Origin of the sequence: Shewanella rhizosphaerae (assembly GCF_019457655.1) — a bacterium.
In the GTDB taxonomy this organism is placed as follows: Bacteria; Pseudomonadota; Gammaproteobacteria; order Enterobacterales; family Shewanellaceae; genus Shewanella; species Shewanella loihica.
This window is the reverse complement of record NZ_CP080420.1, coordinates 86,799-112,208: the sequence shown is the minus strand read 5'-3', so window position 1 is coordinate 112,208 and position 25,410 is coordinate 86,799. Positions and strand designations below refer to the sequence as shown.

Here is a 25,410-nt window from a genome sequence, read left to right as displayed (position 1 = left end):
CCAAAGGCTAACGAGGCAAAGTGGTCGGCGAAAAGCCCCAAGGGGACGAATGAAAATGGATTGAGGAAGGTCTCTAACCTAAGAGACGAATTCAGCGGGTGCTTCTGCCGCCTCGGCGAGTCGTTCGCGTTCGGCTTTGGCGATATACTTAGGCTTACCTGAGCGATGAAGTTTAGCGTTCGCCTTCTTCGCCTTGGCCTTAAGTGTTTGATTGATTTTCTTCTTTCTGTTCATGGCGGCGATTATAGCCTAAAACGCCGCCCCATTGGGTTATCAGAAAGTTAACAGTACAATTTTAACGCAAGTCAGTTCAGCTTGTGTACAGCGAAAGCCGCCTAGTCCCCCTCGAATACCTTAGCCGCCTGCGCCTCTATCTCTACCCGCCACAGCGGGTCGAACAGCCCCTGAACGAAGAGCAAGGTGGTCGGCAGTCCGCCCACATCGAAGCCTAAACGCGCCTTTGCGGCTTGGTAAGCAGGCAGATCGCCACGGTCGACCAGATAGAGGCGCACCGATACCAAGTCTTGCAGATCCATGTCGTTGGCCTGTAGCACGGCGCGTAGATTTTCCCAAGCCTGTACTATCTGCCCCTCGGCATCGGGCGCAAGTCTGCCTTGCGGGTCTATGCCCAGCTGCCCGGCAATATTCAGCCAGCGTGAGGGCTGTGAAACCAGCGCACATTGATGGTAGTTGGCCACAGGGGCCGCCAGGGTATCCGGACTCCAGATCTTATTCATCTTCTCTCCCTCATTTACATTAAGAGAAGTTAGTCTGGCCGCTAGAGATGCAGAGAAAAAGGCCGGACACCTGAACTCATAGTTCAGGATAAGGGTAACAATCAGCCATAAAAAAGCGCAGCCTAGGCCGCGCTATCATTTAATCTCAAATAAGCTAAGACTTATCCTAAGATTGAGCCTCACTAAGACTTAGTCACCACCCACAGGGCGTGCAACAGGCCTGGGATAAAGAACAGCAGGCAGAGAATGATGTTGATCAGCAGATCCTTGCCGACACCGCTCTTTAAGAAGACGGCAACCGGTGGCAACAGGATGGCGATGATGACCAGCAGAAGTTTATTAGTATCCATAGACGGGCTTCCTTAATTAAATCAATTTCGTTTTGGCCAATCTAACTTCTCAGGCTTACTCCATGTTTGCAACTGGTTTTTTACCCCATCCAGGCTAAATGCCTCGCCCTGCTCCGGGGGCTGATGATAGGCATACGCCTGCCCCTGCCACTCAAAGCCTAAGGCATAGGCATGTAGGTAGCCACGGTCGGCATCCTCGCCGCCATAGAGTTGATCACCGAGAATCGGCACCCCAAGGCTAGCCAGCGCCACCCTGAGTTGATGTGTCTTGCCACTCAGCGGCTTAAGCAGATAGAGACGCAGCCCCTCGGCCACCGACTGAGAGAAAAACTGGGTGATCGCCGGATTCTCCTTGCTGCGCAGCAGTTTGTACATGCTGCGGCGGGACTTGGCCATGTCGCCCACTATGCTGCCCTGCTTCTTCTTCGGCTTGCCCCTGGCCAGCGCCAGATAGTACTTCTGCACCTTGTGTTCGCTAAAACGCTGGGTAAAGGCTGCCGCCGCCTCGCTCGACTTGGCAAACAGCAGCAGGCCAGATGTCATGGTATCCAGGCGATGCACAGAATAGAGCTTGATATCGAGATCACGCTCCAGCTGCGCCATCACGCCGGCGCTGCCGTCCTGACTATGAAAATGAACGCCCGGCGCCTTGTCGATCACCAGAAAGTCGGTCTCGTCGGCAATGATCTTGTACATGGAATGTCGGCCCTATGAAAAACGTATGCTCACCTGCAGCCCAGGCTGATTATCGGAGAGCTCGATGCGCGCATTATGACGCTGCAGGATAGCCTTGACCAGCGAAAGCCCCAATCCCGTGCCCTTGTTGTGACGGCTCGGGTCCAGACGCACCAGACGATCGAACACCTTCTCGGTGGCATCATCAGGGATCCCCGGCCCGTTATCGCGGATCAGAATTTCATTGCCTTGCTGGATGATCTCTATCTTGGCGCCCTCGCCGGAATACTTGATGGCATTGTCCACCAGGTTAAACAGCGCCTGAAACAGCAGGTATTTATCCCCCATCACGCTATAGTCTTGGTCAAGCGACAGGCTTAGGGTCTGGCCATTGGACTCGGCCATCGCCTCGGCCATCTCGAACAAGTCCTGACACAAGTCGTTAAGGCTCAGGGGTTGTAGCTCGAGATCCTGCTGCCCCTCCTCGATACGGGTGAGTGATAACATGGCATCGAAGGTCGCCAGGCAGTGATCCAGCTCCTCGATCAGAATCGCGCTGGCCTCGTCCAGCTCCTCGGCGGGCCGCTGCGGTAACTGCTCCAGGCCTATCCTCAGATGGGACAGCGGAGTCCTGAGATCGTGGGCGATATTGTCGGTGGCGCCGCGCACCGCATGCAGGTTAGCCTCCAGGGTATCCAGTACCTGATTAAAGTTGCCCGCCAGCATGTCAAACTCATCCTGGCGCCAGCTCACCGGCAGACGGGTGGAGTACTCGCCCCGCTCGATGCGGCGACTCAGCCGGTTGTACTGCACCAGGCGGCGCAGAATCGCCTTGGAAAACAGGTAGCCTAATGCCAGAGTCAACACGATAGTCAACATCAGCGCCGTGATGGCCGCGTTGACGAAGCGCTCGATAAGGGTGGCCAGCTGATCGGTACGGGTGGCGATCAGTACGGGACCATAACGGGTGATCACCAGGCCACCGGTTAAGATATGCAGCTTGTCCGGCCCGCTGGTAAGGATGGGGAAGTCACGCGTCTCAGGCAGCAGCGGCATGTCATCGGGCATCAGGCTCAGGGCCCCCACCAGATCCAGCGAGCTGCGCCACACCACCAGGGCCGTCTTGGGATCGGCGGTGCGGATCTGGGTGGCAAAGCTGCGTCTGTCCAGGGTGAGCGCCATCTGCTGATAACGTAGTTTTTCTGCTGCCAGGTGCTGATTGGTCTGCAGCTCCTGCTCGTTGATCAATTGGCGATACATGCCAAACAGCAAGGTGCCGATAATCAGGGTCACCAGGGCAGAGAAGATGATGGTAATGCGCCAGGCACTACTCTGATAGGGTCTAATGCCCTTGACGGAGGCGATAGCCAGCCCCTCGAACCGTTTCGATAAGCTCGCCAAAGCCCAGCTCTTCAAACTTACGTCTCAGCTTAGCGATATGCACGTCGATCACATTGGTGCGAGGATCGAAATGGTAATCCCACACCGCCTCGAACAAGAGGGTGCGGCTGATCACCTGATTCGGGTGCTCCATCAAGTACTTGAGCAGTTGAAACTCTTTGGGTTGCAGCAAGATCTCACTGCCCGCCAGGGTTACCTTGCGGGTCAGCAGTTCCATGACCAACTCGCCCACCTTAAGCTCTGTCTGCGCCGGCGCGGAGTTACCACGCTGCATCAGCTTCTCGGCGCGCACCAGGAGTTCTGAGAAGGCAAAGGGCTTGGTCATGTAGTCGTCGCCACCGGCCCTGAGGCCCTTGACGCGCTCATCCACATGGCTAAGCGCCGACAGTATGAGTACCGGTGTCTGGTTGCCGGTCGCGCGCAGCGCCGCCAATAGCTTGAGGCCATCGAGCTGCGGCAGCATGCGATCCAGTATCACCAGGTCATACTGCATACTGGTGGCCAGCAACAGGCCCTGATGGCCTTCGCTAGCGGTTTCGATATTGTGCCCCTGTTCGGCAAATCCCTTGACCACATACTCTGTGGTGGTCGCATCATCTTCTACCAGTAATATTTTCATCTGTTAATCCCACTTCAACAGGGGCAAAGGCCGCTGATTTTCGATATCGAAGGCTATCTTATGTTTGCCGTTGGCATCGATAAGCTTGAGTTCCAAGTAGCTGATGCCCAGGTCGTGATCCAGCTGCGCCTCGAGAATATGGGCGTTGCTGTCACCCATGGCGAGCTTAAGCAGTTGCGAGAAGCTCTGCTCCATCTCTTTGAGCAGGCGCACCGCCTTGAGCTCATCCTTATCGTCGGCCTCTAGGGCCTCCACCTTCTGGCGAATGAGTCGGCCATCTTTCGCCCAGAACTCAAATTCGCTTATGGTGTCGTCCTTGGTGTTGATCATGCTGATCTCATAGATCAACTGACCATTTTCCACATCGATCTGAAACTCGGATATCACCCCAGGGTAGGTCTTCTCCGCCTGCTGGATCATCTTCTGTGGAGTCAGGCCTTGGCTATCCGATAGCAACTCAAGCACTGCCGGATTGGCCTGGGCCGCATTCGCCCCCGCCAGTCCAGACAACAGCATTAAACTGATAAACCAACGAGCCATAGCTCCTCCATTAAATTCTTCAATATCGGTATCTTACACGCAAAAAATCCCAGTACCAATGGGATAGACGAGGGGCTTAGGGCTTTCAAGATTAAATTTAGTTTAAACTCATTTGGCCCATTTCACCCCTGCCAGCGCTTTGGTCTCGGCCTAATGCGCCTGATCCACCAACTCTATGCTGTCGATCTCTATCTCAATACCGCGCCATTCGTCGTCCACCTCGCCCCTGAGGGTGACAGTTGTGTCACTGGAGACCTCTATGTCGCGCCACAGGGCGTTGTCTATCTCCACCTCGACTTCGCCGCTGCTGTCGCGAAACAGGTATTTCTCATCGCCCAGGCTCTTGATCAGCTTGCCTGTCAGCTCCACTGGTGTGTCATCTTTAGCCGTGTGGGCGTCGCTAGCCTGCTGGATCACCCCGCCCGCCTTGGGGCCATTGTAGGCGGCGAAGGCAGGTAGGGTGAGTACGCAAGATAGGATTAGGGTGCCGGTGAGTTTCTTCTGCATCATGTGTCTCCTCGAGTCTTAATACCCAAGGATAGATGACGGCAATTATCGGGGAGATGGAAGCCGTATTAAGGATTGATCATATTCTATTCAGCAACGCAACAGCTTAGTCATTTTCCAGGATATGGATCAGCTCAGACTTGAGGGCCACCTCTGTCTCCACGCCGGGCGCCAGGCCCATCTTCTGGGCGAAATGCAGCGGCACCTCGGCATTGAGATGATGCTTCACCCCCTTGATGCTGGCGAGGATGCGCATGGTCTCCCCCATGCTGAGACAGGACTCTATGGTGATGCTGAGCTTGTTGAAGCTGCGGCACAGGCGTCCCTTGGTGATGGAGTTAAACCTCACCCCCTGATTGGGGATCACCCAGCGCACCTTGGCACCTATGGCCAGCTGCTCGCAGTAGTTACCGGCAATCAGATGCTCGCCAAACCTGAGCCAGGTGATCTGCCGCTCCGCCTCCTGAGCCACCACATGGGCATCGAACAGGTTTCTCAGCCCCATCTGTTTGGCAACCGCCTCGTTGCGGGGACGGCTCAATACCTCCCGCGGACTGCCTTGCTGCAGCAAGGTGCCTTGACTGATGAGGATCATGCGATCCGCCAGCAGCAACGCCTCGTTGAGATCGTGAGTCACCATGATCACAGGGATCGCCAGCTGCTCCTTGAGCCGGGCCAGCTCCAGATAGAGACGCTCGCGGGTCTCCCTGTCGACGGCGGAGAAAGGCTCGTCCAACAGCAGGACCCTGGGCTCACGGGCCAGGGCCCTGGCCAGTGCCACCCGCTGGCGTTGCCCGCCGGACAGGTTGGCCGGCAGTCTGTCCGGCAGGCCGTGAAGGTTCACCCGCTCGAGCCAGTCTTTGGCCCGCGCGACCCGCTCTGCCTTAGGAATATGATCCAGCGCCGCCACCACGTTGGCCAGCGCCGTCATGTTGGGAAACAGGCCAAAATGCTGCGGCACATAGCCAAGATGGCGTTGCTGTGGCGTCAGATAGCGGCCGCTCTCGCTGCTGAACCAGACGCTGTCACCATAGCGAATCTCGCCCGATTCAGGTTTGGTCAGTCCGGCGATCATCCGCATCAGGGTCGACTTACCGCCGCCCGAGGGGCCGACAACCGCCAGCACTTCGCCTGCCTTGCAGACAAACTCGGCATCCAGGGCGATCCCCTCTTGCTGGAAGATCTTACAACTGAGATCAGCGACGTCTTGAGACACTCACGCCTCCTAATCGACGGGACAGACTCGTGGTGAGCGCCAGCGCTGTGATGGCAAACAGCAAGAGCAGCAGTGACATCTGCCCCGCGGCGGCGAAATCGAACGCCTGTACGCTGTCATAGATGGAGATGGCGATCGTCTTGGTCTCGCCGGCGATATTGCCGCCCATCATCAGCACCACACCAAACTCGCCCAGCACATGGGAGAAACAGAGCACCAGCGCGGTTAGCACACCGGGCCACACCAGGGGCAGCTCTATCTTAAACAGCACCTTGGCCGGGCTCATGCCGCAGCAGGCTCCAGCGTCTCGCACCTCTTCGGGCACAGACTCGAAGGCGCGCTGAATCGGCTGTATGGCAAAGGGAATATTGACCAGCACTGAGGCCACCACCAGGCCAGAAAAATGGAATACCAGCTGCTGCCCCAGCAGGGCTTCTAACGTCTGACCCAGCCAGGATTGGCTGCCCAGCCCCACCAGCAGGTAGTAGCCGATCACTGTCGGTGGCAACACCAGAGGCACCATGATCAGCGCCTCCAGCCAGGATTTGCCTCTAAACTGACGGTACGCCAGGAAGCGACCGGCCCAGATGGCAAAGGGGATCAACACCAGCACAGTGACACAGCTTAACTTGATCGAAAGCAGCAGCGCCTGCCAATCCATCAGTGGTCTCCGGCCGGCTTTTTAGCAGCATCAACGACGTCATCACCCTGGCTGTCGCCTGGCAGGCCGAAGCCAAACTCGAGGAATACCTCCCTCGCCTTCGCCTGCGACAGGTAGGCATAGAAGGCCTTGGCGGTCTCCCCCGCCTTAGGCGTGAGCACCATGCGCTGATTCATGGGCGAATGCCACTCGCTCGGCAGCGCCACATAGTGGCTGGCGGCGCGAAACTGAGGCGCCATCGCCAGCGACAAGGCGACGATGCCGCCATCGGTCGAACCGCTCAGGGCAAACTGCGCCGCCTGAGACACGTTCTCGCCGTAGATGAGATAAGGCTGCAAAGATTGCCAGAGTCCCAGATGTTGCAGCGCCTCCCGGGCACGCTCGCCATATGGCGCGTGATCTGGGTTGGCGATGGCGAAACGCTTCAATTCACCCTGCTCAAGCAAGGTCTTCACGCCGACAAGCTCGACATCTAGGCTCAAAGGCGAACGCTTGGGTGCGGCCAGCGCCAGACGCCCTATGGCATAGATCTCACCGTCGCTCTGAGTTACACCAAGCTTATGTAATTGATAAATATATTTATCGTCTGCCGACAGAAAAAGTTCGAACGGTGCGCCATGACGCAGCTGCGCCACAAAGTTGCCCGAGGAGCCATAGGAGATGCGCACCCGCTTGCCCGTATCCTTGGTAAAGTCGGCGGCGATCTTATCCAGGGCAAACTTGATGTTGGAGGCGGCGGCGATGGCCGGCACCTCGGCAGCCCAGCTTGGGGTAACTCCCAACAGCAGCAGGCAGCCTAAAACAAAACCTCTGAGTAAATCCATTTCAACCCTCATCAACCGGGCACTCGTCCCAGCTTACTGCTTTTCCCACATCTTGGCTGCCTGTTCGTCGGCATCTTTAGCCTCGACCCAGTTCTTGCCCTGATCGCCCGCCTCTAGCTTCCAAAATGGCGCCTTAGTCTTGAGGAAATCGATCAAAAACTCACAGGCCGCGAACGCCGCCTTGCGATGGGCACTGGTGACACCGATAAAGACGATCTGCTCGCCCAAAGCCATGGTGCCGACCCGGTGAATGATGGTCACATGGGTCAGCGGCCAGCGCTCTCTGGCCTCGACGGCTATCTGATTCAGCACCGCCTCTGTCATGCCAGGATAGTGTTCCAGGGTCAGATCGGTAACCGCGCTGCCATCGTTGAAGTCGCGTACCTTACCCACGAAGGTGACCACGGCGCCATCGCTGTCGTCCGTCGCGATACGGGCGTATTCATCCGGAACGCTAAAGTCTTGGGTCTGCACCAATACCCGATCGATCGCTTGGCTCATCTTAACCTCCGGTGACAGGGGGGAAGAAGGCAACCTCGTCACCATCTTCGACCTGGGTATCCCAGCTGCTGATGGTCTGATTGACCGCCACCAGTAGCTTGTCGGAAGCCAATACTTTGCCCCACTTGTCATCTTTGGCTGCCAGCAAGGCACGCAGGCCTTCGGCTGTAGTGGTCTGCTCGCTTGCCTCGACTTCTATGGTGCTCTCACCTAATAGTTCGCGCACCTGGGCGAAAAACAGCACATTTATCATAATCTTTACCCTAAATACTTGTCGCTTAAACCTTGAACTAAACCTTGAAATGCCCCGACTTGCCGCCACGCTTCTCCAGCAGGCGAGTCTGAGAGATCACCATATCTTTCTGCACCGCCTTGCACATGTCGTAGATGGTCAGCGCCGCCACAGAGGCCGCGGTGAGCGCCTCCATCTCGACACCAGTCTTACCCGACAGCTTACACAGGCTGGTGATACGCACACGGTTGTGTGCGGGCTGCGCCTCGAGATCCACCTCGACCTTGGTCAGCATCAGGGGGTGGCACAGCGGGATCAGATCTGAGGTCTTCTTCGCCGCCTGGATCCCCGCGATGCGGGCCGTAGCGAACACATCGCCCTTGTGGTGGCTGCCGCTCATGATCATCTCAAGCGTCTCGGGCGCCATCTCGATGAAGGCTTCGGCGCGGGCCTCGCGCTCGGTAACCGCCTTCTCGGTGACATCAACCATGTGGGCATTGCCATCGGCATTAATATGGGTAAATTCACTACTCATCAATTGCTACCTTCTTCACGTGCATCACAAAGTTACAGGGTCTGTGAGTGGCATCCAGTTGTTCTCTTAAAATCTTGTTCCAGCCCGTCTTGCAGGCACCGGTTGAGCCCGGCAGACAGAAGATGGCTGTCTTGTTGGCAAAGCCGCCCAGGGCGCGGGACTGCACCGTCGAGGTGCCCAGCTCGGTATAGGTGATATGACGGAACAGCTCACCAAAGCCTTCAATCTCACGATCAAATAGCGGTCTGACCGCCTGAGGCGTGTTGTCGCGCTCGGTAAAACCTGTGCCGCCCGTGGTGATGATCACCTGCACATCGTTCGATGCGATCCACTGAGACAATACCGAACGTATCTGATACTTGTCATCTTTAATCAGGCGGCGATCCGCCAGCTTGTGCCCGGCCTCTAACAAGGCGTCTTGTAAAAATTGTCCCGAGGTGTCCTGGCTCAGATCCCGGGAGTCGGACAGGGTTAATACCGCGATATTGAGCGGTTCAAATTGAGTTCTAGTGCAATGACCCATAACGTCTCTCTTCACTCTTGGTGTTGTTAGCGATTATCAGATGCGCCGACAGGAATATGGGCAGAGTATACCCACACGGCGTACGCAACTTCTTGCGCTAGCGCAAGCCCTCTAGCCGCCGATAGACGCCAGATGCTGCGTTACGCCAGTGATGCCATCGTGGAGGAAGTGGGTTTCCTTCTTCGCCCTCAGTTGGCCATGGAGCCGTTCGATCAGCTCATTGCGCTGCTCATGGGACTGCAACAGATCCCTAAGATCCACACCGTGCTCGGTGAAGAGGCAGAGATGCAGTTTCCCCTTGGCGGAGACACGCAGGCGATTACAGCTGGCGCAGAAGTTCTTCTCGTAGGGCATGATAAGCCCTATGCGTCCCTTGAAATCGTCATGGCTGAAGTTTTGCGCCGGACCATCGTCGACCGCCGACTGATCCAGTTGCCAGCCATCCTGAACAAGCTGCGACTTGATGTCGGCGCCCGCCAGATGATGAGCCTTGAAGTACTCGCGTCCCAAACCGGTTTCCATCAGCTCGATGAAACGCAGGTCGATTGGGGTGTGCTTGATCCAGTGCAAGAAGCGCGGTAAGTCTTTGTCGTTTAAGCCCTTGAGCAACACGGCATTGATCTTCACCCGCTCAAACCCCGCCTCCAGGGCAGCATCGACGCCACGCATCACCTCGTCGAACTTATTCTCGCCGGTGATCTGATAAAACATGCGTGGGTCCAGGCTGTCTACCGAGACGTTGATGCGTCTCAGACCGGCATCGAACCACTCCTTGGCATGCTTCTCGAGACGATAGCCGTTGGTGGTAGTCGCCAGCGTCTTGATCTTGTCGTTGTCGGCGACGATACGCACGATATCGGTAAAATCTTTACGCAACGTGGGCTCACCGCCCGTGATGCGGATCTTCTGGGTGCCGACCTCGGCAAAGGCGCCCACCAGATTCTCGATCTCGTTGAGATCTAAAAACTTAGGCTTACCGTCTGGGCGATAACCATCAGGGAGGCAGTATGTGCATTTGAAGTTACAGACATCGGTTACCGACATCCGTAAATAGTGAAATCTTCGACCAAAATTGTCTTGTAGTTGAGACATGATCACCTTTCCAAGTAAGGGGAGGTGAGTCAATTTCTTTCCTCACCCCGGTGGCACAATTGCCACGGCTTAATCTCCCTATCTGTGGACGTAGGAGAGAAAGCTCGGAGAACCGTCGTTTCTCAATTATAGGCCGATATAGACCGGGTTTTATAGCAGAAACTTCCCGTTTTTTGTTTAAGATCAATCGGGCGTTAACATAATGTGACACCGCTCACGAAGATAAATACCATCAATTAGTCTATCCTGACTGCTTAAACTCTGTGCCATTTCGCTATTTTAGGGTAAGGTGGAGACAAAGAATAAAACACCCGTTTCAATCGGGGGAAAGCTAAAAGAGGTGAAGTGATGGAACGCGAATCGATGGAGTTCGACGTCGTTATCGTTGGCGCAGGCCCAGCTGGCCTGGCTACCGCATGTCGACTAATGCAAATCTCACAAGACGCCGGCCAAGAGCTGACTGTCTGTGTGGTCGAGAAAGGCTCGGAAGTGGGCGCGCACATTCTCTCGGGTGCCGTGTTCGAACCTAAGGTACTCGACGAACTATTTGGCGACTGGAAAGAGCAAGGTGCACCGCTACACACGGCCGTGACCCATGACGAGCTGTTTATGCTTAGCTCAGACTCGGCCTCACGTGCCATGCCCAATGCCTTTATCCCTAAGACGATGCACAACGATGGCAACTATATCATCAGCGTCGGCAACCTGGCCCGTTGGCTGGCTGAGCGTGCCGAGGCCTTGGGCGTCGAGATCTTCCCAGGCTTCCCCGCCAGCGAGCTGCTGTTTAACGAAGATGGCAGCGTCAAGGGGATCATCATAGGCGACATGGGCGTCGGCGCCGATGGCCAGCCAAAAGACAGCTATGAACCGGGCATGGAACTGCACGCCAAGTACACTGTATTTAGCGAAGGTTGCCGCGGCCACCTGGGCAAGCAGCTGATCGAGAAATTCCACCTGGACAACGGCAAGACGCCGCAACACTACGGCCTGGGCTTCAAGGAGATCTGGAAGGTCCCCACCGAGCAACACCAGCAGGGTAAAGTGGTCCACACAGGTGGCTGGCCACTGACAGACGGCGCCTCGGGCGGCGGCTTCCTCTATCATATGGAAGACAACCAGATCGCCGTGGGTCTCATCATAGATCTCAATTATCAAAACCCACATCTGAGCCCCTTCGATGAGTTCCAGCGCTACAAGACACATCCAGTGATCAGCCAGTACCTACAGGGCGGTGAACGTCTCTGCTATGGCGCCCGCGCCATCACCAAGGGTGGCCTCAACTCGCTGCCTAAGATGAGCTTCCCTGGCGGCCTGATCATAGGTTGTGACGCAGGTACCCTGAACTTCGCTAAGATCAAAGGCACCCACACGGCGATGAAGAGCGGCATGATTGCGGCCGAAACCATCTGCCACGCCCTGCATGCCGGCGTAGAAGGCGGTAAGGATCTCGACTGCTACCAGGAGAAATTCGAACAGAGCTGGTTGCAGGATGAGCTCTACTGCTCACGCAACTTCGGCCCGGCAATGCACAAGTTCGGAGCCTACCTGGGCGGTGCCTTCAACTATATCGACCAGAACTGGTTTGGCGGCAAGTTCCCTATCACCTTGCGGGATGAAAAGGCCGACTATGCCCAGATGGCCGAGGTCAGTGCCTACAGCAAGATAGATTATCCAAAGCCTGACGGTAAGCTAAGCTTCGACAAGCTCTCCTCCGTCTACCTGTCGAACACCTTCCACGAGGAAGATCAGCTGTGTCACCTGCGTCTCAAAGACGAGCGTATCCCTATCGAGGTGAACCTGGTCAAGTTCGACGAACCGGCCCAGCGTTACTGCCCGGCGGGTGTGTATGAGGTGGTGGAAGAAGCCGGCGAGAAGAAATTTGTCATCAACGGTCAGAACTGCATCCACTGTAAGACCTGTGACATCAAAGATCCGAGCCAGAACATCACCTGGGTCACCCCAGAGGGCGGCGGCGGACCTAACTATCCGAACATGTAAGCCAGGCCTTGTTGCTCGGCAAACAGACAGATTCAAACGCGCCTTAGGGCGCGTTTTTACTTGCGCTTAACATCCCAGGCCACCATAATGGCGCCATACCTACAAGCGTTACCAAGACGCACTAAGTGATCCTAAAGGATCCTCCTGCCCTCAAAAAAGTTCAATGGTTTAGCGTGTTTAGAAAACAGCGACTAACCTTAATAATCTAGTATTCACACATCCGAGGCATGCTCGGACAGAGTAGATGCGAGTCATAAACGATGAAACTAAACATGCTCACCATCAAGCAGAAGATCTTACTCACGGTTACCGTCGCGGTATTGTTGTCGACCGTGCTCGTGGGTGTCTTGAGTCAACGTAGCGCCAAGGAAGTCGTCGAGCAGCGCATGCTCACCTCCGAGCTGCCCAACACCTTGCAGGCGATCCGCAACAAGGTAGAGATGGATATCGCCACCCTGATGAACGCCGCCGAGCAGCTCGCCAGCAGCAAGATGCTCAAGCAGTGGCTGGTCGAGGGCCGCCCTGCCGAGACAGAGCCTCTGGTGATCGCCCAGCTCAAGGATGTACAGCAGCAATATAAGCTGGTGCAGGCCTCCTATGCCGACAGACAGACCGCCGCCTACTACACCCAGGACGGCTTTCTGCGGATCCTTACCCCGGATCAGGATGGCTGGTTCTTCAACTATAAAAACAGCGGCACAGAGCGCATGCTCAACGTGTTCACCGAGGCCAATGGCGAGGTGAAGCTCTTCATCAACTACCAACAGCCCAACGACCGCGGCCTGGTGGGTCTGGCCAAGTCGCTGGACGACATGGTGCGTCTGCTGAAATCCTTCAAGATCGAAGATACCGGCTTCGTCTACCTGGTCGATGCCAAGGGTGACGTTAAGCTACACTCGGACACCAGCCAGATAGGCAAGGCCAGCCTGAGCTCGCTCTATGGCGATAACGTGACCAGAGAGCTGCTCAACAAAGGCGACTTTGGCCTGACACAGACGGAGCTCGACGGCGAGACATTGCTGGTCGCAAGCAGCTATATTCCCTCGATGGACTGGTATCTGGTGGCCCAAGTGCCCAGGGCCGAGGTGTTTGCCCTGCTCGAAGAGTCGGCCTATCAGATCCTCATCTGGACAGTGCTGATCGCCGCCGCCTTTATCGGCCTCTCCACCTTCGTCTCCGCCTCGGTCAGTCAGCCCATCGCTAAGGTGGCCGACATGCTACAGGACATAGGTCAGGGTGAAGGGGATCTGCGCCAACGTCTACCAGTCGAGGGTAACGACGAGCTGGCGCAGCTGGCCAAGGGCTTCAACAGCTTCATCGAGAAGATCCAACACTCCATCATAGAGGTGACAGACACCAGCGTGCAGCTGAGTCACGCCGCCAAGGATGTGGCCAATCAGGCCCAGCAGACTCAGGACGACAGCCAGCTGCAGAAAGATCAGACCATGATGGTGGTCACCGCCATCAACGAGATGGGCGCGACCGTGCACGAGATCGCCGGCAACGCCGCCCAGGCAGCCGACAACGCCAAGGACGCCGACAACGCCTCCAGCAACGGCCAGATAGTGGTGACCCGCGCGCGCGACACCATCAATCAGCTGTCTCAGGATGTGGAACAGGTGGGTAATGTGATCGAGTCCCTGGCCACCCATACCACCTCCATCGGCAGTATCCTGGATGTGATCCGCGCCGTGTCGGATCAGACCAACCTGCTGGCCCTCAACGCCGCCATCGAGGCCGCCCGTGCCGGTGAGGCAGGCCGAGGCTTCGCCGTGGTCGCCGAGGAGGTACGTAACCTCGCGTCACGCACCGCCGCGTCGACCGACGAGGTGCAGAAGATGATCGACAACCTGCAGAGCGAGGCGGCCCGCGCCGTCGAGGCGATGACCCAGAGCAAGAGCCGCAGCCAGCAAGGAGTGCAGGCGGTCGATGAGGCCAGCCACACCCTGACGGAGATCAGCCAACAGATCGGCGCCATCACAGACATGAATATTCAGGTCGCGGCGGCCACCGAGGAGCAATCTACCGTGGTGGAAGATATCAACCGCAACGTCACGGAGATCAGCGAGATCACCCAGCGTACCAGCGAGACCTCCCAGGCGGTGGCCCAGGCCAGCCAGTCGCTCAACCAGCTGGCCCACAGGCTAGATACTCTGGTCGCCGGCTTCAAGGTCTAGGCGGTTCACTGCTTAAAGGCTTCAGCCACAAAAAAGCCCGCAATCGCGGGCTTTTTTATTTTGCCAAGCAATCATCAAGGCTTAAGAAACTTGATCGTCAGCGGATACTGGTAACTAATGCCCTCGCTGGCCTTCATGGCGGCGATGATGGTGACCACGATATCGAAGATCGCCAGCACTCCCAGCAGGATAAAACCGATACCGACGAACATGAGGATCATGCTGATGATGGCATATACCATCACGCTGATCTTGAAGTTCAGGCAGTTGCGACCACAGCTGTCGACGAAGGCGATCTCCTCTCGCTTCATCAGCCAGACAATCAGCGGCCCTAGTATAGAACCAAAGGGGATCAGATAGCCGGAAAAGCTGGCCAGATGCACCGCCACGCCCATGTTTCTATCGTCACGGGACAGTTGTTCAATATCAGACACGAATTACACTCCTTGATGATTCATTCTCAATTTTACGTATTGCTACAGGCGGTTAGGCCCAAATAAACGCATTTCCCAAGGCTCAATCTTGCGACTTTCCAGGCGGCGCTGCAAGCTATTTACCCAAGACTTCGCCAGCCCCTCACAACTGGCCAGACGATCGTAGGCGCCGGCATCAAAGGTGGGCGAGAAATAGATACTCATCGCCTCGCGCAGGCTGATGTCGGTGCGGCGCTCGATAAGCCTGATATCGTCCTCCAGGCTGATCTCACCCGGCGTGATCACCCGATAGAACCAGCCACACAGGCCGCTGGTCTGCATGGCCAGGGCAAACTCGGGATGACCAAACTGATGATTGAGCTTGAAGCAGGGGGAGCGCGGCTGAGTCACCTGCAGGCGCACCTCGCCGATGGCGATGATGTCACCGATATTTACTTGGGTCTCGTCCAGCCCAACGGTACTGATGTTCTCGCCCATGGCGGGCACATCCTTGAATCCCTGCATCATGTCCCAGCGACGATACTGACCATAATGCTCGCGAGGAAAATGGTGTAGCACACGGTCGGCGCCGCCGTGATGCTTGGGATCCGCCTGGCCGTCACCCTCGACGCCCAGCTCACCCACCACCAAACCAGTGCACGCCCGCTTGGCGTCGATCATGCTGGGTATTCCCTCGAACGCCTCGGCCTTGTCACCACGATACAGGCCCGAAATCTTGTTTACCAAACGTGTCATCACTTTCTCCCCCTGACCACTGTCTACTCGTCTCGCCCGCTGACAAAGGCGAGACAATTCAATACAAACTCCCTCTGTCGCCCCGGGGATCGCCCCTGCACAATAGCGGCTTAGTTCTCCTTGGGAAAGATATCATGAAAACAACTCCATTGGCCGCCTTCATACTGAGTTTCATACTCCTGCTGAGCGGCTGCGCCACCTCTTACGACACAGAAAAATCCTTCTGGAGCTTTGGTGAAGGCTTCGACGTGGTACAGATAGCCGACGATAGCTGGCAGATCAGCTTCGTCGGTAACGACATGACAGATCGCGCCCTGGCCCGCAAATATGTTCTGCGCAAGTCCGCCGAGATAGTCCAGGCCCATGGCTATCCCTACTTTGCCCTCACCACAGAGCAGAACCACCGCGATGCGGTCGGCAATGACACCCTGGGTTTTGGCCACAAGGACTGGGGCTATGGCCTGGGTAAAGTGGAAAATGAGACCTCGGTGATCGTCGAAGTTACCGGCCTGCAGGATAAAGCATCGATGCAGACGACCAAGGTGTATGACGCCGCTTACCTTATAGATCACCTCACATGGTAGGCCAGGTCCTCAAAAAGAGTGTGAACTCGTCCCTGTTGGAGCTAGATAAATAATGTTAGATTTATCAACACACTCCCACGACGACTCACTCGACATGAGCATCAAAGTTGTACTCGTTGAAGATGACGAAAAGATCAGCCAGCTGCTGTCCTCTTATCTGACCATGCAGCAGATAGAGACTGTCTGTGTCCACGACGGCGCCGATGCCATCGCCACCATACTGGCCGAGCAGCCGGATCTGGTTATCTTAGATCTCATGTTGCCCAATCTGGACGGCTTCAGCATCTGCCGTCAGCTGCAACCCGTCTTCGATGGCAAGATACTGTTCCTCACCGCCAGCGAAGACGACATGGATCAGGTGGCGGCACTGGAGATGGGCGCCGACGACTTTATCATCAAGCCGATACAGCCCAGGGTTCTGCTGGCACGCATCCGTATGTTGATGCGTCGGGCCAAGGTATCGGCTCCCCAGGAGCAGCATCACCTCAGCTTCGGCGAGCTTGAGCTCAACCAGCAGCGTAAGCAGTGTCTGTTGGCGGGAGAAGAGATCAGCCTGACCACCAGCGAGTTCGACCTGCTCTGGCTGCTGGCCGCCCATGCCGACGAGATCCTCACCCGGGAATATCTGGTCAAACAGATCCGCGGCATAGAGTACGACGGCATCGACCGCACCATAGACAACAAGATAGTGGTGCTGCGCAAGAAGCTGGGCGACAACCCCGCCCTGCCCCGGCGCATCATCACAGTCAGGGCCAGGGGCTATCTGTTCGTCCCCGACCGTTGGTGATCCCTTGTGACGCGCCTGTTTATCCTCATCTATAGCACTGCCCTGGCGATCTTCTTCATCGCGGTGATCGCCATGGACCAGTTTGAGCTCTTCTCCACCGACTCACTGGACGCCACTTCGCTGGCCAACGAGATCACCGCCACCCGCAACTTGGTAGACAAGATAGGCGAAGCTCAGGGAGCTCAGGCGGCTGAGCTGGCGCTGCAAGGCTTTGCCAAGGATATCCACCTGGCACTGACTCGCTATGACATCAAGGATGACACCCTGAGCGAGGCGATCAAACAAGGGGTTAAAGACTACGGCCTCTACATTGAAGATGTGGACGAGAATCAGGCCTACTTCAGCCTGAAGAGCAACCCAGAGGTAGTCTATGGCATCATCAACGACCCGGACTCCCCCTTTATCAACACCCTCAACCGCAAAGAGTGGTTTGTCTTCGTCGAGTTGTGTGCGGCACTGGCGCTGATCAGTATCATGGTGCTGTTTGTGATCTCCCGACGACTGGCGCGACTGGAGAAGACTTGCATCGCCTTCGCCTATGGCGATTTTAGCGCCCGCGCCTCCACCAGCAGCCTTCACAGCGTGGGTCAGCTTAACCTGTCGTTCAACATCATGGCCGATCGCATCTCTCAGCTGATCCAGAGCCATAAGAACCTCACCAACGCCATCGCCCACGAGTCGCGCACTCCCATCTTTCGCATCCAGTGCAACCTGGACATGCTGGACGACTCGGGGGTACGCCCGGAGCAGATGCAGTATCTTGAAGGAATTCAGGAAGATCTCAACGAACTGGGCGGCATGATCGAGGAGCTGTTGCACTTCGCCAAGCTGGAAAGGCCTGACGCCCAACTCAGCCTGACACCAACCAGGCTCTACCCGCTGCTGGCCAGTCAGCTGGAACACCTGCAGTTCGAGACCCCCAAACGCCTGCAGCTTAGCGGTGACGAAAGCCTGATGGCTCCCATCGCCAACCACCTGCTGCTGCGAGCCACCAGCAACATCATACGCAACGGCTACAAGTACGCCCAAAGCTGCGTCAACGTGACCCTTAGCAGCGACGAGACCAGCGTGCTTATCGAGATAGCCAACGACGGACAGCCCATTCCTCAGGACTATTGGCAGTCTATCTTCGAGCCCTTCGTGCGTCTGGATAAGGCCAGAGACAGGCAGAGTGGCGGCCACGGTCTGGGACTGGCCATCGCCAAGCAGATAGTGCGTCAGCATCAGGGCGAGCTGACACTGGGCAACAGCGAGCTTGGCGGCCCCTGCTTTACCCTGCGCCTGCCCAAGGCAGAATGAGCCCGTTAAGGGCTCGGCGCCCAGGCGATAGCTAAACTCACAGATTTAGCACTTTCCCATTTAGCGCTATTCCACTCAAAGCTTTTCTATTCAAAGCCTTCCGATACAAAGCCGAGACAAAGCCATACAGAGTGCTTCTGTTTCCCAGGGTCCCGCCTCCCCATAATGCGCTACAGATAATCACGGCACAGAACCCAAAGGCATCGAGTCCCTGCGGCTCGCCAGGTTCATTGCCTTCGTCTGTAACCCATAAGGAAGTTGTATATGAGCCTGACACACAAGCCCAATCTATTGGCCTTTGGCACACTCGTCATGGCAATCGCCCTCCTCGGCGGCTGTAACCAATCGAGCAAGTCTGACACTAAGAAGGAGGTCGCCAGCAAGGTGGGCACCTACGCCAGCGTTGACTGCAGCACGTTCACCAAGAGTAAGGATCTGCCCAAAGGCGCCAGCTGCGGCTATCTGACGGTCCCGGAAAAACACGCCCTCAAGGGCCAGAGTGCCTCCAAGAAAACCATGGAGATCGCCGTGCTGAAGATCCCGGCGATTAAGACTGAGGCCAAGGCCGATCCCGTGGTCTACCTGCAGGGCGGTCCAGGCTACTCGGCCATCGACAGCCTGGAAGACTTCACCCAGAGCAAGGCGAAATACCTCTGGAACGACCGCGACTTCTATCTGGTGGATCAGCGCGGCACAGGCCACGCCAAACCCGCCTACAAGTGCACCGAATTTAACACGGTCAAGGGCTCAATCGAGCATGTCAAGGCCTGTAAGGCTCGCCTCAAGGCCAAGGGCGTCGACTTCAGCGCCTATCAGAGCGTGCAGAGCGCCCACGATTTCATCATGCTGAGAAAGGCACTCAAGCTCGACAGCTGGAATCTCTACGGCGCCTCCTACGGCACCCGCTTAGCTGAGACCATCATACGCGAAGATAGCCAAGGGGTTCGCAGCGTCATCCTCGACGGTGTATTCCCAATTGAGGTCAACGGCCTATCGGATACACCTTGGGCCACCTATGCCACGTTGGATCGCATCGTCGCCAACTGCGATGCCTCGATTAATTGTGCATCAGAGATCCTCAAGCCGATGATCGAATCTATCATCGAGCGACTACAGAATCAGGGGGAGGAGCAGGCAGCCATCCGTTTCGTCAACTACATCGCCAGTCTAGCGGGTGATGCCAGGGTCGTCCCCCTGATACTGGCGATCGATAAGGACCTGAACATCATCATCAATGAGAAAGACAACGAAGAGGCCGAAGGCTACTTTGCCCCTATGGCACTGTCAGTGGTCTGCGCCGAGGAATATGCCTTCCTCAACCAGACGGCTCTAGAGGGTCGCAACGACAAAAACTGGTCCACCACGACCACACTGACCGTGAACAAGATGTTCCATGAGGGATTCGACATCGACAGCTGTAAGGCGTGGGATGTGGCCGCGGCCGACAGCGTAGAGACCCAGGCCGTGACCAGTAATCTACCGATCCTGGTGATCAACGGCGGCAACGATCATCAGACGCCACCGGCATGGGGCGAGTTAGTGGTAAAGAACATGCCTAATGCCCAGCTGTTCACCAACCCTCAGGGTGGCCACGTACAGCTAACTTCACAGAACCCTTATCGCAACTGTATCGACGGCATCACCATGGCCTTCCTGGCGGCGCCAGATCAGAAGATCAAGACTCAGTGCACCAGCATGATCCCGGTATTTAAATACAACTAACGACAAGCGTTCGGCCTAAGCCCTGACCAAAAGGTCGGGGCTTTTTTTCGGGCAAAAAAAAAAGCCCCAGAAGATGGGGCGAGAGAACAGAAAAACACACTATGTTAGAAAAGAAGCTACACAAAACAAGGTCAGGGAACTGCTTGCGACCAATGCCGATACTCTAAGCCGAGTTAATGACATTATGATGACAAGTTGTGCCCGCTAGGCCTCTTCTTTCGCACGCTCATTTTCCAGATAGTTTTTGAGTTCTGCTCCCGGTATCGAACTCTCTGTGGCCACCGCAAAGGCGGCCCAACGGGCACCTTCGGCCATGGCCTGACAAAACTCATCGCCACGCACCAGCCCATGGATCAGGCCCGCCGCATAGGCATCTCCCGCCCCTGTGGTATCCACCACACTGGCCGACTCGGCCGCCACATGGGTCTGCGAATCTGCCTGATAGAGGATGGCGCCCGACTCGCCATCTGTCACTATGAAGGCCTGCAGGCAGTCTCCGGCGATGGAGAGGCCATATTGCCAGGGCGACAGTTCGCTGCGCCCCTGCATGTCGGCCCGCGAGGCGATCAGCACATGGCAGGGACGCTCACGGTTATCCTTGGCCAGCTGCGCCACCACCAGGCTGTGGGGCAAGGCTGTCTTGGCCCAGCTCACCGCACCTTCAGCCGAGGAGTTGATATAGAGGGCATCCCACTGGCGCCAGTTAGGCGGCGCCGCCAGCTCGAATCTGGGGCGCTCGGGACGTATGATGGTGCGCTCGCCATCCGGCGTCATCACCAGCAGCATCTCACAGGTATGTTGCTGATAGCGCTGCATCAGGCGGCAATCTATCCCTAGTGTGCTGGTCTCGGCCAGCAGCCAATCGCCTATCTCGTCGCGGCCCACCTGACTCACCAGCGCTACCTCGTGCCCGGCCCACACCAGGCCTATGCCTGTGTTGGCACCGCCGCCCCCCAGGCGCTGGCCACCATCTTGATAGTGAAACCGCCCCCCCATCTTCAAGGGTTTATCGAGTCTGAGAATACGATCGCAATTGAGGTTGGCTACCAGCAGAATTTTGGCCATGCATGCTCCGAGTAACAGCGGATCAGGAGAAAAAGAAGCTCGCCTAAACGGGTTGAGAAAATTAGCCCCGGAAACCTAATACTTTGGGGCCCGCCGAGCCTCCTTTATATCAAGGCCCGCGGGGCTTCTCAACCAATTAGGCCTGTAACTTATACATGCCTTCGCTCGCCGGGCGCGAGTACTCGAAGCCAAATTTGAGATAAAGGGCAGGCACATCAGCCATTAAGGTGATGTAGGCCCCCTTAGGCGCCGTCTCGTCGAGATAGGCCATGATGGCGCTCATGATAGCGCTGCCCAGGCCGCGCCCCTGATATTCGGGATCCACGGCGATATCCACCAGCTCGAAGTTGAGGGCGCCGTCGCCCACCACCCGGCCCATGGCGATCACCCTGTCACCCGCCAATAGATGCACGCCAAACAGGCTAAGAGGCAGGCCGAGTTCTGCCGCCTCGCGAGACCTTGGGGTCAGGCCTGTTATCTGCCGAAGGCGCAGGAAATCATTGAGAGGCGCCACACGTTTGATCAGACGAAACTCCTGCAGTGGCTCGCCCACCTGCGCCTCGCGCCACTCCCGCGCCAGCAGGCCATAGCCATACTCGCTGCCCCAGCTGCCCTTGAAGAAGATGTTGTCGCGATAGTGGGCCTCGCGGCGAAAGCCCAGGCGCTCAAGCAGCCCCCAAGCGGCGTGATTTTGCACGTCTGTGATGGCCGAGACTCTGTGCTTACCCTGGCGCTCAAACAGATACACCAACAACCCCTGCAGCGCCTCACGGGCAAGCCCCTTGCCCTGATGCTCGCTTGCCAGGGTAAAGCCTATCTCGACCTGCTGCGCATCGATGAAATGCAGCGCCAGATCCCCCACCAAGGCCTGGGTCTGACGACACACGAGGGCCAGCTGCATCCAGGTGCCGTTTGCTCCGAAAGGTGTCTGCTGCAAACTCTCAAACAGCGCCAGCGCATCCTGATACTGGTAGTCTTGCCAGCTCTGGTAGCGGGCCACCTCAGGATCGGCGCGGTAGGCGGTGAAGGCCTGAAGATCGGCCCGCTCGAAGGCGCGGCAGATAAGCCGCTCTGTCTCGAAATAGATCATCACTAAAGCCCTGTCGTAAGCCTAAGCCTGAGCCAACGAATAGTAACCGCCGCTCGGCGGTGCGGCGAACAGTGACATGGCGGCCTGCATCTTATCGCTCGGATAGGCCTGCACCGACGCCCTGTGCTGCTCGGCAGATTCCCAACGCTCGATCACCATAAGGCGGTCCGCCTCGTCGACCGGACACAATACCTCATAGCTGAGGCAGCCCGGTGAGTTGCAAATATAATCGCTCAATGAGAGGAGGAAGGCCTTCAATGCCTCTGCCTGGCCCGGCGCGGCCTGAAATTCGCCAATACGTACTATCATCTGATTTCCCTGTACAAAATGAACAATTCACCAAGCTACCCTATTACCGGGTGCTCCACAAACGTCTCTTATGAGCTTTTCGACCAATGAGTGCGTAAGCGATCGCCCATATTAGCTTAGGTGATATGCGCCCTAATACCTGAGCCAACCTTGGTAATGAAATAAGCATTTGAAAAAGTTGATAAAAACTCGTCAATCTTTCGGCTTATGAGGTTCTAGGATAAAAATCAGCCTCTACAAGCTGCCAACTTGACGTTAGGCTAACAAGCAAAAGAGGTTGTGAGGTTATTGAATGGACTCAATACTGACATTAGAAGAGCTGATGGATAAGCCCCTATGCAAGGAAGAAAAACTGCGCCGCTACCAACAGTGCCTGAGAGAATTTGAGCTGCTGGGCTACCAAGATCTCTTTATCGAACAGATACGCCAGGAGGCTCGTCAGCTTGAGCAGAAGCTAGCACGCCGCGCCAAGGCTAATCACAGACAGGCGCCCAAGCGGCTCCCCTAGATCTCTTGCGCCAGCTGGTCGAGAAAGTCCTGCATCACCCGGGTGCGATGCCGCGCCTCTTCCCTCGCAGCAGTCGTCTGCATGGTATCCGCTAGGGTAAACAGCTTCTGCTTGAAATGATCTAAGGTGTAGCGGCTATCATCCGCCTCCCGCTCCCGACAGAAGGGATCTTCCGCAGCATACAGGGGCCGCCCCAAGGCGGTGCCCACCTGTAGGCAGCGCACCACACCTATGGCACCCAGGGCATCGAGCCTGTCGGCATCCTGTACTATCTTGGCCTCCAGCGTCTCGGGGGCGATACCCGCGCTGAAACTATGGGCGAGAATGGCATGGTGAATGGCGGCCAAGTATTGCTGCGGATAATCCACGCCAGCGAGGAAGGTGATTGCCTTATCGGCCGCCAGCAAAGAGCCCTGACTGCGCCTCGGATCGTCTTTTGCCAAAGTGACACAATCATGCAGCCAGGCGGCCGGCACCACTACCTCGGCGCAGGCAGATTCGAGATCGCACAGGCGCTTGGCCGTCTTCACCACCCGCCTAACATGGGCGAGATCATGGGCGGCATCGGCTGGTAACTCGGCGGCAACAAACTGGGAAAATAGCGACTCAAAGGCCTGCATGGGGCGAACTCCGGCAATAAAAAAGGCCGATCTATGATCGGCCTCTTTCGCTCGGATAGCAAATGCCCCTTACATCTCGCAGGGCTACATATCGCAAGGCTTAAGCGGCTTACGCAGCTGCGCCCGCACGTTGTCCATGCCTGAGTAGAACTCTTTCATCATCAAGAGGCCCATCATCTTGCCGTTATCCGTGACGATCAGGTTATCGGGATCGTTCGGGTCATTCTTGATGGCACCGATCGCCTTCATCGAGGTCATCTCTTTAAACAGGGCCCAATCCAGATTGACGCCGAAGGTGTCGCGGAAATATTTGCGCGACAGGCGACCCGAGAACATCCCCAGCAGGAAGCGATACTGCATCACATCCTTCTGGCTGTAGTTTTTCTGCTGCTCGACGCCCATACGACCCGAGGCGATATTCTCCTGATACTTGCGCAGGGAGAAGGTGTTCACATACAGGGTGTCGTTGAGGAAGCTGAAGGAGCCAGAACCTACCCCCAGATACTCGTCATAATCGATCACATACTCGTCGAAACCTTCGTTGTTGGCCTTGCCGAATGCCCAGGCCGACAGCTGGTTATACTGACCGTTCAGGCTGTTGAGGATCTGGCGGTATTGACGCGCCATATCCCCCTGAGGCGCGGCCAGCTTGCCCTTGACGCTCTTACGGGTCTGATGGGTGATCATCAAGGGATAGGTGGTGATCTGGCGGGGATCCAGGCGTGAGGCCATATCCAAGTCGTGCTGAATCACCTCATCTGTCTGGCCCCGGAAGCCGAAGATAAGATCCACGTTGATGATAGGAAACAGCTCCTTGGCCGCCATGATCTTATCGAAGGTCTGCTGACCCGAGCCAAACTTCTCCAGACGATCTGTCATCGCCAGGATGTCGTCGTTGAAGCTCTGCACCCCAATAGACATGCGATCCACCAAGCCTTCCAGCTGCTTAAAGCCTGGGCTGTCCAGATGCTGAGGATCCGACTCGCAGGAGACCTCTTTGATGCTTGGGAACAGCTTCTTGGCAAATTCAATCGTGCGCGCCAGCTCATCTTCTAATACGGTTGTGGTGCCACCGCCGATATACATGGACTCGAAGTCATATCCCAGCGCCTTAACCATCTCCATCTCCTTACGCAGCGAGACGAAATAGGCGCGCGCCTTCTCCTCCTTAAACAGGAAACGGTGGAAGGTGCAGAAGGAGCACAGGGTATGGCAGAAAGGCACATGGGCATAGAGCATGTACTTCTTGCCTTCGACGGGCGCCGGCATCATGGAGGCGGACTGAGTATCGAGTCGCAGATTCTTGTCGACATAATACTGCATCACTCGTTCCATCGAGCTCAGCATCCAGTTAGGGACGGTAATGTTAGCTTGGTACGGCTTAATCAATGCACCTGGCGCCGTTTGAATAATAGAAGACGAAGACATAGATATTCCTAGCTGAACCGACTTTGAGAACAAAGCCTTTTAATAAATAAGGACTTAAAGCGATACACATCCATTTGCGGAACACAAAAGTATCACTTAAGGAATATATAAAACGTGAACTGGCTTGGAGTTACAACACCTAGCATTAGATTAGCCGAAGAATTGTTAAGCATGTCATGTTTTAGGAAATGTTGAATAAATGTGATCGCCCATTTTGACCCAATAGAGGCAAAGAGATGAT

30 protein-coding genes, 1 pseudogene and 1 riboswitch are annotated in these 25,410 nt (G+C 56.3%); of the genes and pseudogenes, 7 read left to right on the top strand and 24 right to left on the bottom strand.

Annotated elements, in window-relative coordinates:
* Nucleotides 1-78 precede the first annotated feature (78 nt).
* From K0I63_RS00515 to moaA, 16 genes are all read right to left on the bottom strand, one after another.
* Nucleotides 79-234: a DUF2986 domain-containing protein gene (locus K0I63_RS00515; RefSeq protein ID WP_011863911.1), complete on the bottom strand. Its 156-nt coding sequence runs from the start codon at nucleotides 232-234 to the stop codon at nucleotides 79-81.
* 101 nt (nucleotides 235-335) lie between these two features.
* Nucleotides 336-737 carry a RidA family protein gene (locus tag K0I63_RS00510; protein WP_220082211.1) on the bottom strand — a complete coding sequence of 134 codons (402 nt, stop codon included), beginning with the start codon at nucleotides 735-737 and terminating at the stop codon, nucleotides 336-338.
* Between the two features lie 182 nt (nucleotides 738-919).
* Nucleotides 920-1,087: a YqaE/Pmp3 family membrane protein gene (locus tag K0I63_RS00505; protein WP_011863909.1), complete on the bottom strand. Its 168-nt coding sequence runs from the start codon at nucleotides 1,085-1,087 to the stop codon at nucleotides 920-922.
* A 21-nt stretch (nucleotides 1,088-1,108) separates the two neighbouring features.
* On the bottom strand, nucleotides 1,109-1,783 hold the full coding sequence (locus K0I63_RS00500; RefSeq protein WP_220082210.1) for a TIGR01621 family pseudouridine synthase: 675 nt from the start codon (nucleotides 1,781-1,783) through the stop codon (nucleotides 1,109-1,111).
* 12 nt (nucleotides 1,784-1,795) lie between these two features.
* Nucleotides 1,796-3,055 (bottom strand): sensor histidine kinase, encoded by a 1,260-nt coding sequence (locus K0I63_RS00495; RefSeq protein WP_011863907.1) that lies wholly within the window; start codon nucleotides 3,053-3,055, stop codon nucleotides 1,796-1,798.
* Between the two features lie 49 nt (nucleotides 3,056-3,104).
* A complete protein-coding gene (locus tag K0I63_RS00490) occupies nucleotides 3,105-3,782 on the bottom strand; it encodes a response regulator transcription factor (protein WP_220082209.1) in 678 nt (225 codons plus the stop codon).
* A 3-nt stretch (nucleotides 3,783-3,785) separates the two neighbouring features.
* Nucleotides 3,786-4,322 carry a PepSY domain-containing protein gene (locus tag K0I63_RS00485; protein WP_220082208.1) on the bottom strand — a complete coding sequence of 179 codons (537 nt, stop codon included), beginning with the start codon at nucleotides 4,320-4,322 and terminating at the stop codon, nucleotides 3,786-3,788.
* Between the two features lie 150 nt (nucleotides 4,323-4,472).
* A complete protein-coding gene (locus K0I63_RS00480; RefSeq protein ID WP_011863904.1) occupies nucleotides 4,473-4,832 on the bottom strand; it encodes a NirD/YgiW/YdeI family stress tolerance protein in 360 nt (119 codons plus the stop codon).
* A 103-nt stretch (nucleotides 4,833-4,935) separates the two neighbouring features.
* Nucleotides 4,936-6,045 (bottom strand): ABC transporter ATP-binding protein, encoded by a 1,110-nt coding sequence (locus K0I63_RS00475; RefSeq protein ID WP_011863903.1) that lies wholly within the window; start codon nucleotides 6,043-6,045, stop codon nucleotides 4,936-4,938.
* Nucleotides 6,026-6,706 (bottom strand): molybdate ABC transporter permease subunit, encoded by a 681-nt coding sequence (gene modB, locus K0I63_RS00470; protein ID WP_011863902.1) that lies wholly within the window; start codon nucleotides 6,704-6,706, stop codon nucleotides 6,026-6,028. Before modB ends, K0I63_RS00475 begins: the two co-directional genes overlap by 20 nt.
* Nucleotides 6,706-7,530, bottom strand: coding sequence for a molybdate ABC transporter substrate-binding protein (gene modA, locus K0I63_RS00465; RefSeq protein ID WP_220082207.1), 825 nt, complete (start codon nucleotides 7,528-7,530; stop codon nucleotides 6,706-6,708). The genes modB and modA overlap by 1 nt, the downstream gene beginning before the upstream one ends.
* 33 nt (nucleotides 7,531-7,563) lie before the next feature.
* Nucleotides 7,564-8,031: a molybdopterin synthase catalytic subunit MoaE gene (moaE, locus tag K0I63_RS00460; RefSeq protein ID WP_220082206.1), complete on the bottom strand. Its 468-nt coding sequence runs from the start codon at nucleotides 8,029-8,031 to the stop codon at nucleotides 7,564-7,566.
* Between the two features lies 1 nt (nucleotide 8,032).
* Nucleotides 8,033-8,284 (bottom strand): molybdopterin synthase sulfur carrier subunit, encoded by a 252-nt coding sequence (gene moaD, locus K0I63_RS00455; protein WP_011863899.1) that lies wholly within the window; start codon nucleotides 8,282-8,284, stop codon nucleotides 8,033-8,035.
* Between the two features lie 37 nt (nucleotides 8,285-8,321).
* Nucleotides 8,322-8,798, bottom strand: a complete 477-nt coding sequence (gene moaC, locus K0I63_RS00450; protein ID WP_041509675.1) for a cyclic pyranopterin monophosphate synthase MoaC — start codon at nucleotides 8,796-8,798, stop codon at nucleotides 8,322-8,324.
* Nucleotides 8,791-9,321, bottom strand: coding sequence for a molybdenum cofactor biosynthesis protein B (moaB, locus tag K0I63_RS00445; protein ID WP_220043854.1), 531 nt, complete (start codon nucleotides 9,319-9,321; stop codon nucleotides 8,791-8,793). Before moaB ends, moaC begins: the two co-directional genes overlap by 8 nt.
* 111 nt (nucleotides 9,322-9,432) lie before the next feature.
* Nucleotides 9,433-10,413 carry a GTP 3',8-cyclase MoaA gene (gene moaA / locus K0I63_RS00440; protein ID WP_220082205.1) on the bottom strand — a complete coding sequence of 327 codons (981 nt, stop codon included), beginning with the start codon at nucleotides 10,411-10,413 and terminating at the stop codon, nucleotides 9,433-9,435.
* Nucleotides 10,401-10,535: riboswitch (molybdenum cofactor riboswitch) on the bottom strand. (Overlaps the previous gene by 13 nt.)
* A gap of 226 nt (nucleotides 10,536-10,761) precedes the next feature.
* Here moaA and K0I63_RS00435 point away from each other — a divergent pair.
* A complete protein-coding gene (locus K0I63_RS00435; RefSeq protein WP_220082204.1) occupies nucleotides 10,762-12,411 on the top strand; it encodes an electron transfer flavoprotein-ubiquinone oxidoreductase in 1,650 nt (549 codons plus the stop codon).
* A 260-nt stretch (nucleotides 12,412-12,671) separates the two neighbouring features.
* Nucleotides 12,672-14,588 (top strand): methyl-accepting chemotaxis protein, encoded by a 1,917-nt coding sequence (locus K0I63_RS00430; RefSeq protein ID WP_220082203.1) that lies wholly within the window; start codon nucleotides 12,672-12,674, stop codon nucleotides 14,586-14,588.
* 74 nt (nucleotides 14,589-14,662) lie between these two features.
* On the opposite strand, the gene K0I63_RS00425 is transcribed toward K0I63_RS00430, so the two are convergent.
* Together K0I63_RS00425 and K0I63_RS00420 are read right to left on the bottom strand one after the other, a co-directional pair.
* Entirely contained in the window at nucleotides 14,663-14,983 is a 321-nt protein-coding gene (locus K0I63_RS00425; protein WP_144202491.1) for a DUF4870 domain-containing protein, read from the bottom strand.
* 81 nt (nucleotides 14,984-15,064) lie between these two features.
* Complete coding sequence (locus K0I63_RS00420) at nucleotides 15,065-15,757, bottom strand: MOSC domain-containing protein (RefSeq protein WP_220082202.1); 693 nt, start codon at nucleotides 15,755-15,757, stop codon at nucleotides 15,065-15,067.
* 134 nt (nucleotides 15,758-15,891) lie between these two features.
* Between K0I63_RS00420 and K0I63_RS00415 the strand changes: the two genes are divergently transcribed.
* From K0I63_RS00415 to K0I63_RS00400, 4 genes are all read left to right on the top strand, one after another.
* Nucleotides 15,892-16,341 carry a CC0125/CC1285 family lipoprotein gene (locus K0I63_RS00415; RefSeq protein ID WP_220082201.1) on the top strand — a complete coding sequence of 150 codons (450 nt, stop codon included), beginning with the start codon at nucleotides 15,892-15,894 and terminating at the stop codon, nucleotides 16,339-16,341.
* A 52-nt stretch (nucleotides 16,342-16,393) separates the two neighbouring features.
* Nucleotides 16,394-17,128, top strand: coding sequence for a response regulator (locus K0I63_RS00410; RefSeq protein WP_258406915.1), 735 nt, complete (start codon nucleotides 16,394-16,396; stop codon nucleotides 17,126-17,128).
* Between the two features lie 6 nt (nucleotides 17,129-17,134).
* On the top strand, nucleotides 17,135-18,427 hold the full coding sequence (locus K0I63_RS00405; protein ID WP_220082200.1) for an ATP-binding protein: 1,293 nt from the start codon (nucleotides 17,135-17,137) through the stop codon (nucleotides 18,425-18,427).
* A gap of 264 nt (nucleotides 18,428-18,691) precedes the next feature.
* Nucleotides 18,692-20,149, top strand: a complete 1,458-nt coding sequence (locus tag K0I63_RS00400) for an alpha/beta fold hydrolase (RefSeq protein WP_220082199.1) — start codon at nucleotides 18,692-18,694, stop codon at nucleotides 20,147-20,149.
* A gap of 204 nt (nucleotides 20,150-20,353) precedes the next feature.
* Here the strand turns inward: K0I63_RS00400 and K0I63_RS00395 are convergent, their stop codons facing one another.
* From K0I63_RS00395 to K0I63_RS00380, 4 genes and pseudogenes are all read right to left on the bottom strand, one after another.
* Complete coding sequence (locus tag K0I63_RS00395) at nucleotides 20,354-21,214, bottom strand: PfkB family carbohydrate kinase (protein ID WP_220043846.1); 861 nt, start codon at nucleotides 21,212-21,214, stop codon at nucleotides 20,354-20,356.
* 136 nt (nucleotides 21,215-21,350) lie between these two features.
* Nucleotides 21,351-21,626: a GNAT family N-acetyltransferase gene (locus K0I63_RS00390; protein WP_258406226.1), complete on the bottom strand. Its 276-nt coding sequence runs from the start codon at nucleotides 21,624-21,626 to the stop codon at nucleotides 21,351-21,353.
* Nucleotides 21,627-21,779: 153 nt separating this feature from the next.
* Nucleotides 21,780-22,304 (bottom strand): annotated as a pseudogene (locus K0I63_RS00385) (GNAT family N-acetyltransferase); the annotation flags it as partial.
* A gap of 21 nt (nucleotides 22,305-22,325) precedes the next feature.
* Complete coding sequence (locus K0I63_RS00380) at nucleotides 22,326-22,613, bottom strand: putative quinol monooxygenase (protein ID WP_144202384.1); 288 nt, start codon at nucleotides 22,611-22,613, stop codon at nucleotides 22,326-22,328.
* 292 nt (nucleotides 22,614-22,905) lie between these two features.
* Between K0I63_RS00380 and K0I63_RS00375 the strand changes: the two genes are divergently transcribed.
* Complete coding sequence (locus tag K0I63_RS00375) at nucleotides 22,906-23,121, top strand: hypothetical protein (RefSeq protein WP_011863884.1); 216 nt, start codon at nucleotides 22,906-22,908, stop codon at nucleotides 23,119-23,121.
* Here the strand turns inward: K0I63_RS00375 and K0I63_RS00370 are convergent.
* Together K0I63_RS00370 and K0I63_RS00365 are read right to left on the bottom strand one after the other, a co-directional pair.
* Nucleotides 23,118-23,741 carry an HD domain-containing protein gene (locus K0I63_RS00370; RefSeq protein ID WP_220082198.1) on the bottom strand — a complete coding sequence of 208 codons (624 nt, stop codon included), beginning with the start codon at nucleotides 23,739-23,741 and terminating at the stop codon, nucleotides 23,118-23,120. The two genes, K0I63_RS00375 and K0I63_RS00370, sit on opposite strands and share 4 nt — an antisense overlap.
* A gap of 84 nt (nucleotides 23,742-23,825) precedes the next feature.
* On the bottom strand, nucleotides 23,826-25,169 hold the full coding sequence (locus tag K0I63_RS00365) for a coproporphyrinogen III oxidase family protein (RefSeq protein ID WP_011863883.1): 1,344 nt from the start codon (nucleotides 25,167-25,169) through the stop codon (nucleotides 23,826-23,828).
* Nucleotides 25,170-25,410 lie beyond the last annotated feature (241 nt).

Bases quoted from the DNA above. Each gene is read 5' to 3' on its own strand.
- K0I63_RS00515 (WP_011863911.1), bottom strand. From the start codon at position 234: ATGAACAGAAAGAAGAAAATCAATCAAACACTTAAGGCCAAGGCGAAG.
- K0I63_RS00510 (WP_220082211.1), bottom strand. From the start codon at position 737: ATGAATAAGATCTGGAGTCCGGATACCCTGGCGGCCCCTGTGGCCAAC.
- K0I63_RS00505 (WP_011863909.1), bottom strand. From the start codon at position 1,087: ATGGATACTAATAAACTTCTGCTGGTCATCATCGCCATCCTGTTGCCA.
- K0I63_RS00500 (WP_220082210.1), bottom strand. From the start codon at position 1,783: ATGTACAAGATCATTGCCGACGAGACCGACTTTCTGGTGATCGACAAG.
- K0I63_RS00490 (WP_220082209.1), bottom strand. From the start codon at position 3,782: ATGAAAATATTACTGGTAGAAGATGATGCGACCACCACAGAGTATGTG.
- K0I63_RS00485 (WP_220082208.1), bottom strand. From the start codon at position 4,322: ATGGCTCGTTGGTTTATCAGTTTAATGCTGTTGTCTGGACTGGCGGGG.
- K0I63_RS00480 (WP_011863904.1), bottom strand. From the start codon at position 4,832: ATGATGCAGAAGAAACTCACCGGCACCCTAATCCTATCTTGCGTACTC.
- modB (WP_011863902.1), bottom strand. From the start codon at position 6,706: ATGGATTGGCAGGCGCTGCTGCTTTCGATCAAGTTAAGCTGTGTCACT.
- modA (WP_220082207.1), bottom strand. From the start codon at position 7,530: ATGGATTTACTCAGAGGTTTTGTTTTAGGCTGCCTGCTGCTGTTGGGA.
- moaE (WP_220082206.1), bottom strand. From the start codon at position 8,031: ATGAGCCAAGCGATCGATCGGGTATTGGTGCAGACCCAAGACTTTAGC.
- moaD (WP_011863899.1), bottom strand. From the start codon at position 8,284: ATGATAAATGTGCTGTTTTTCGCCCAGGTGCGCGAACTATTAGGTGAG.
- moaC (WP_041509675.1), bottom strand. From the start codon at position 8,798: ATGAGTAGTGAATTTACCCATATTAATGCCGATGGCAATGCCCACATG.
- moaB (WP_220043854.1), bottom strand. From the start codon at position 9,321: ATGGGTCATTGCACTAGAACTCAATTTGAACCGCTCAATATCGCGGTA.
- moaA (WP_220082205.1), bottom strand. From the start codon at position 10,413: ATGTCTCAACTACAAGACAATTTTGGTCGAAGATTTCACTATTTACGG.
- K0I63_RS00435 (WP_220082204.1), top strand. From the start codon at position 10,762: ATGGAACGCGAATCGATGGAGTTCGACGTCGTTATCGTTGGCGCAGGC.
- K0I63_RS00430 (WP_220082203.1), top strand. From the start codon at position 12,672: ATGAAACTAAACATGCTCACCATCAAGCAGAAGATCTTACTCACGGTT.
- K0I63_RS00425 (WP_144202491.1), bottom strand. From the start codon at position 14,983: ATGGGCGTGGCGGTGCATCTGGCCAGCTTTTCCGGCTATCTGATCCCC.
- K0I63_RS00420 (WP_220082202.1), bottom strand. From the start codon at position 15,757: ATGACACGTTTGGTAAACAAGATTTCGGGCCTGTATCGTGGTGACAAG.
- K0I63_RS00415 (WP_220082201.1), top strand. From the start codon at position 15,892: ATGAAAACAACTCCATTGGCCGCCTTCATACTGAGTTTCATACTCCTG.
- K0I63_RS00410 (WP_258406915.1), top strand. From the start codon at position 16,394: ATGTTAGATTTATCAACACACTCCCACGACGACTCACTCGACATGAGC.
- K0I63_RS00400 (WP_220082199.1), top strand. From the start codon at position 18,692: ATGAGCCTGACACACAAGCCCAATCTATTGGCCTTTGGCACACTCGTC.
- K0I63_RS00395 (WP_220043846.1), bottom strand. From the start codon at position 21,214: ATGGCCAAAATTCTGCTGGTAGCCAACCTCAATTGCGATCGTATTCTC.
- K0I63_RS00380 (WP_144202384.1), bottom strand. From the start codon at position 22,613: ATGATAGTACGTATTGGCGAATTTCAGGCCGCGCCGGGCCAGGCAGAG.
- K0I63_RS00375 (WP_011863884.1), top strand. From the start codon at position 22,906: ATGGACTCAATACTGACATTAGAAGAGCTGATGGATAAGCCCCTATGC.
- K0I63_RS00370 (WP_220082198.1), bottom strand. From the start codon at position 23,741: ATGCAGGCCTTTGAGTCGCTATTTTCCCAGTTTGTTGCCGCCGAGTTA.
- K0I63_RS00365 (WP_011863883.1), bottom strand. From the start codon at position 25,169: ATGTCTTCGTCTTCTATTATTCAAACGGCGCCAGGTGCATTGATTAAG.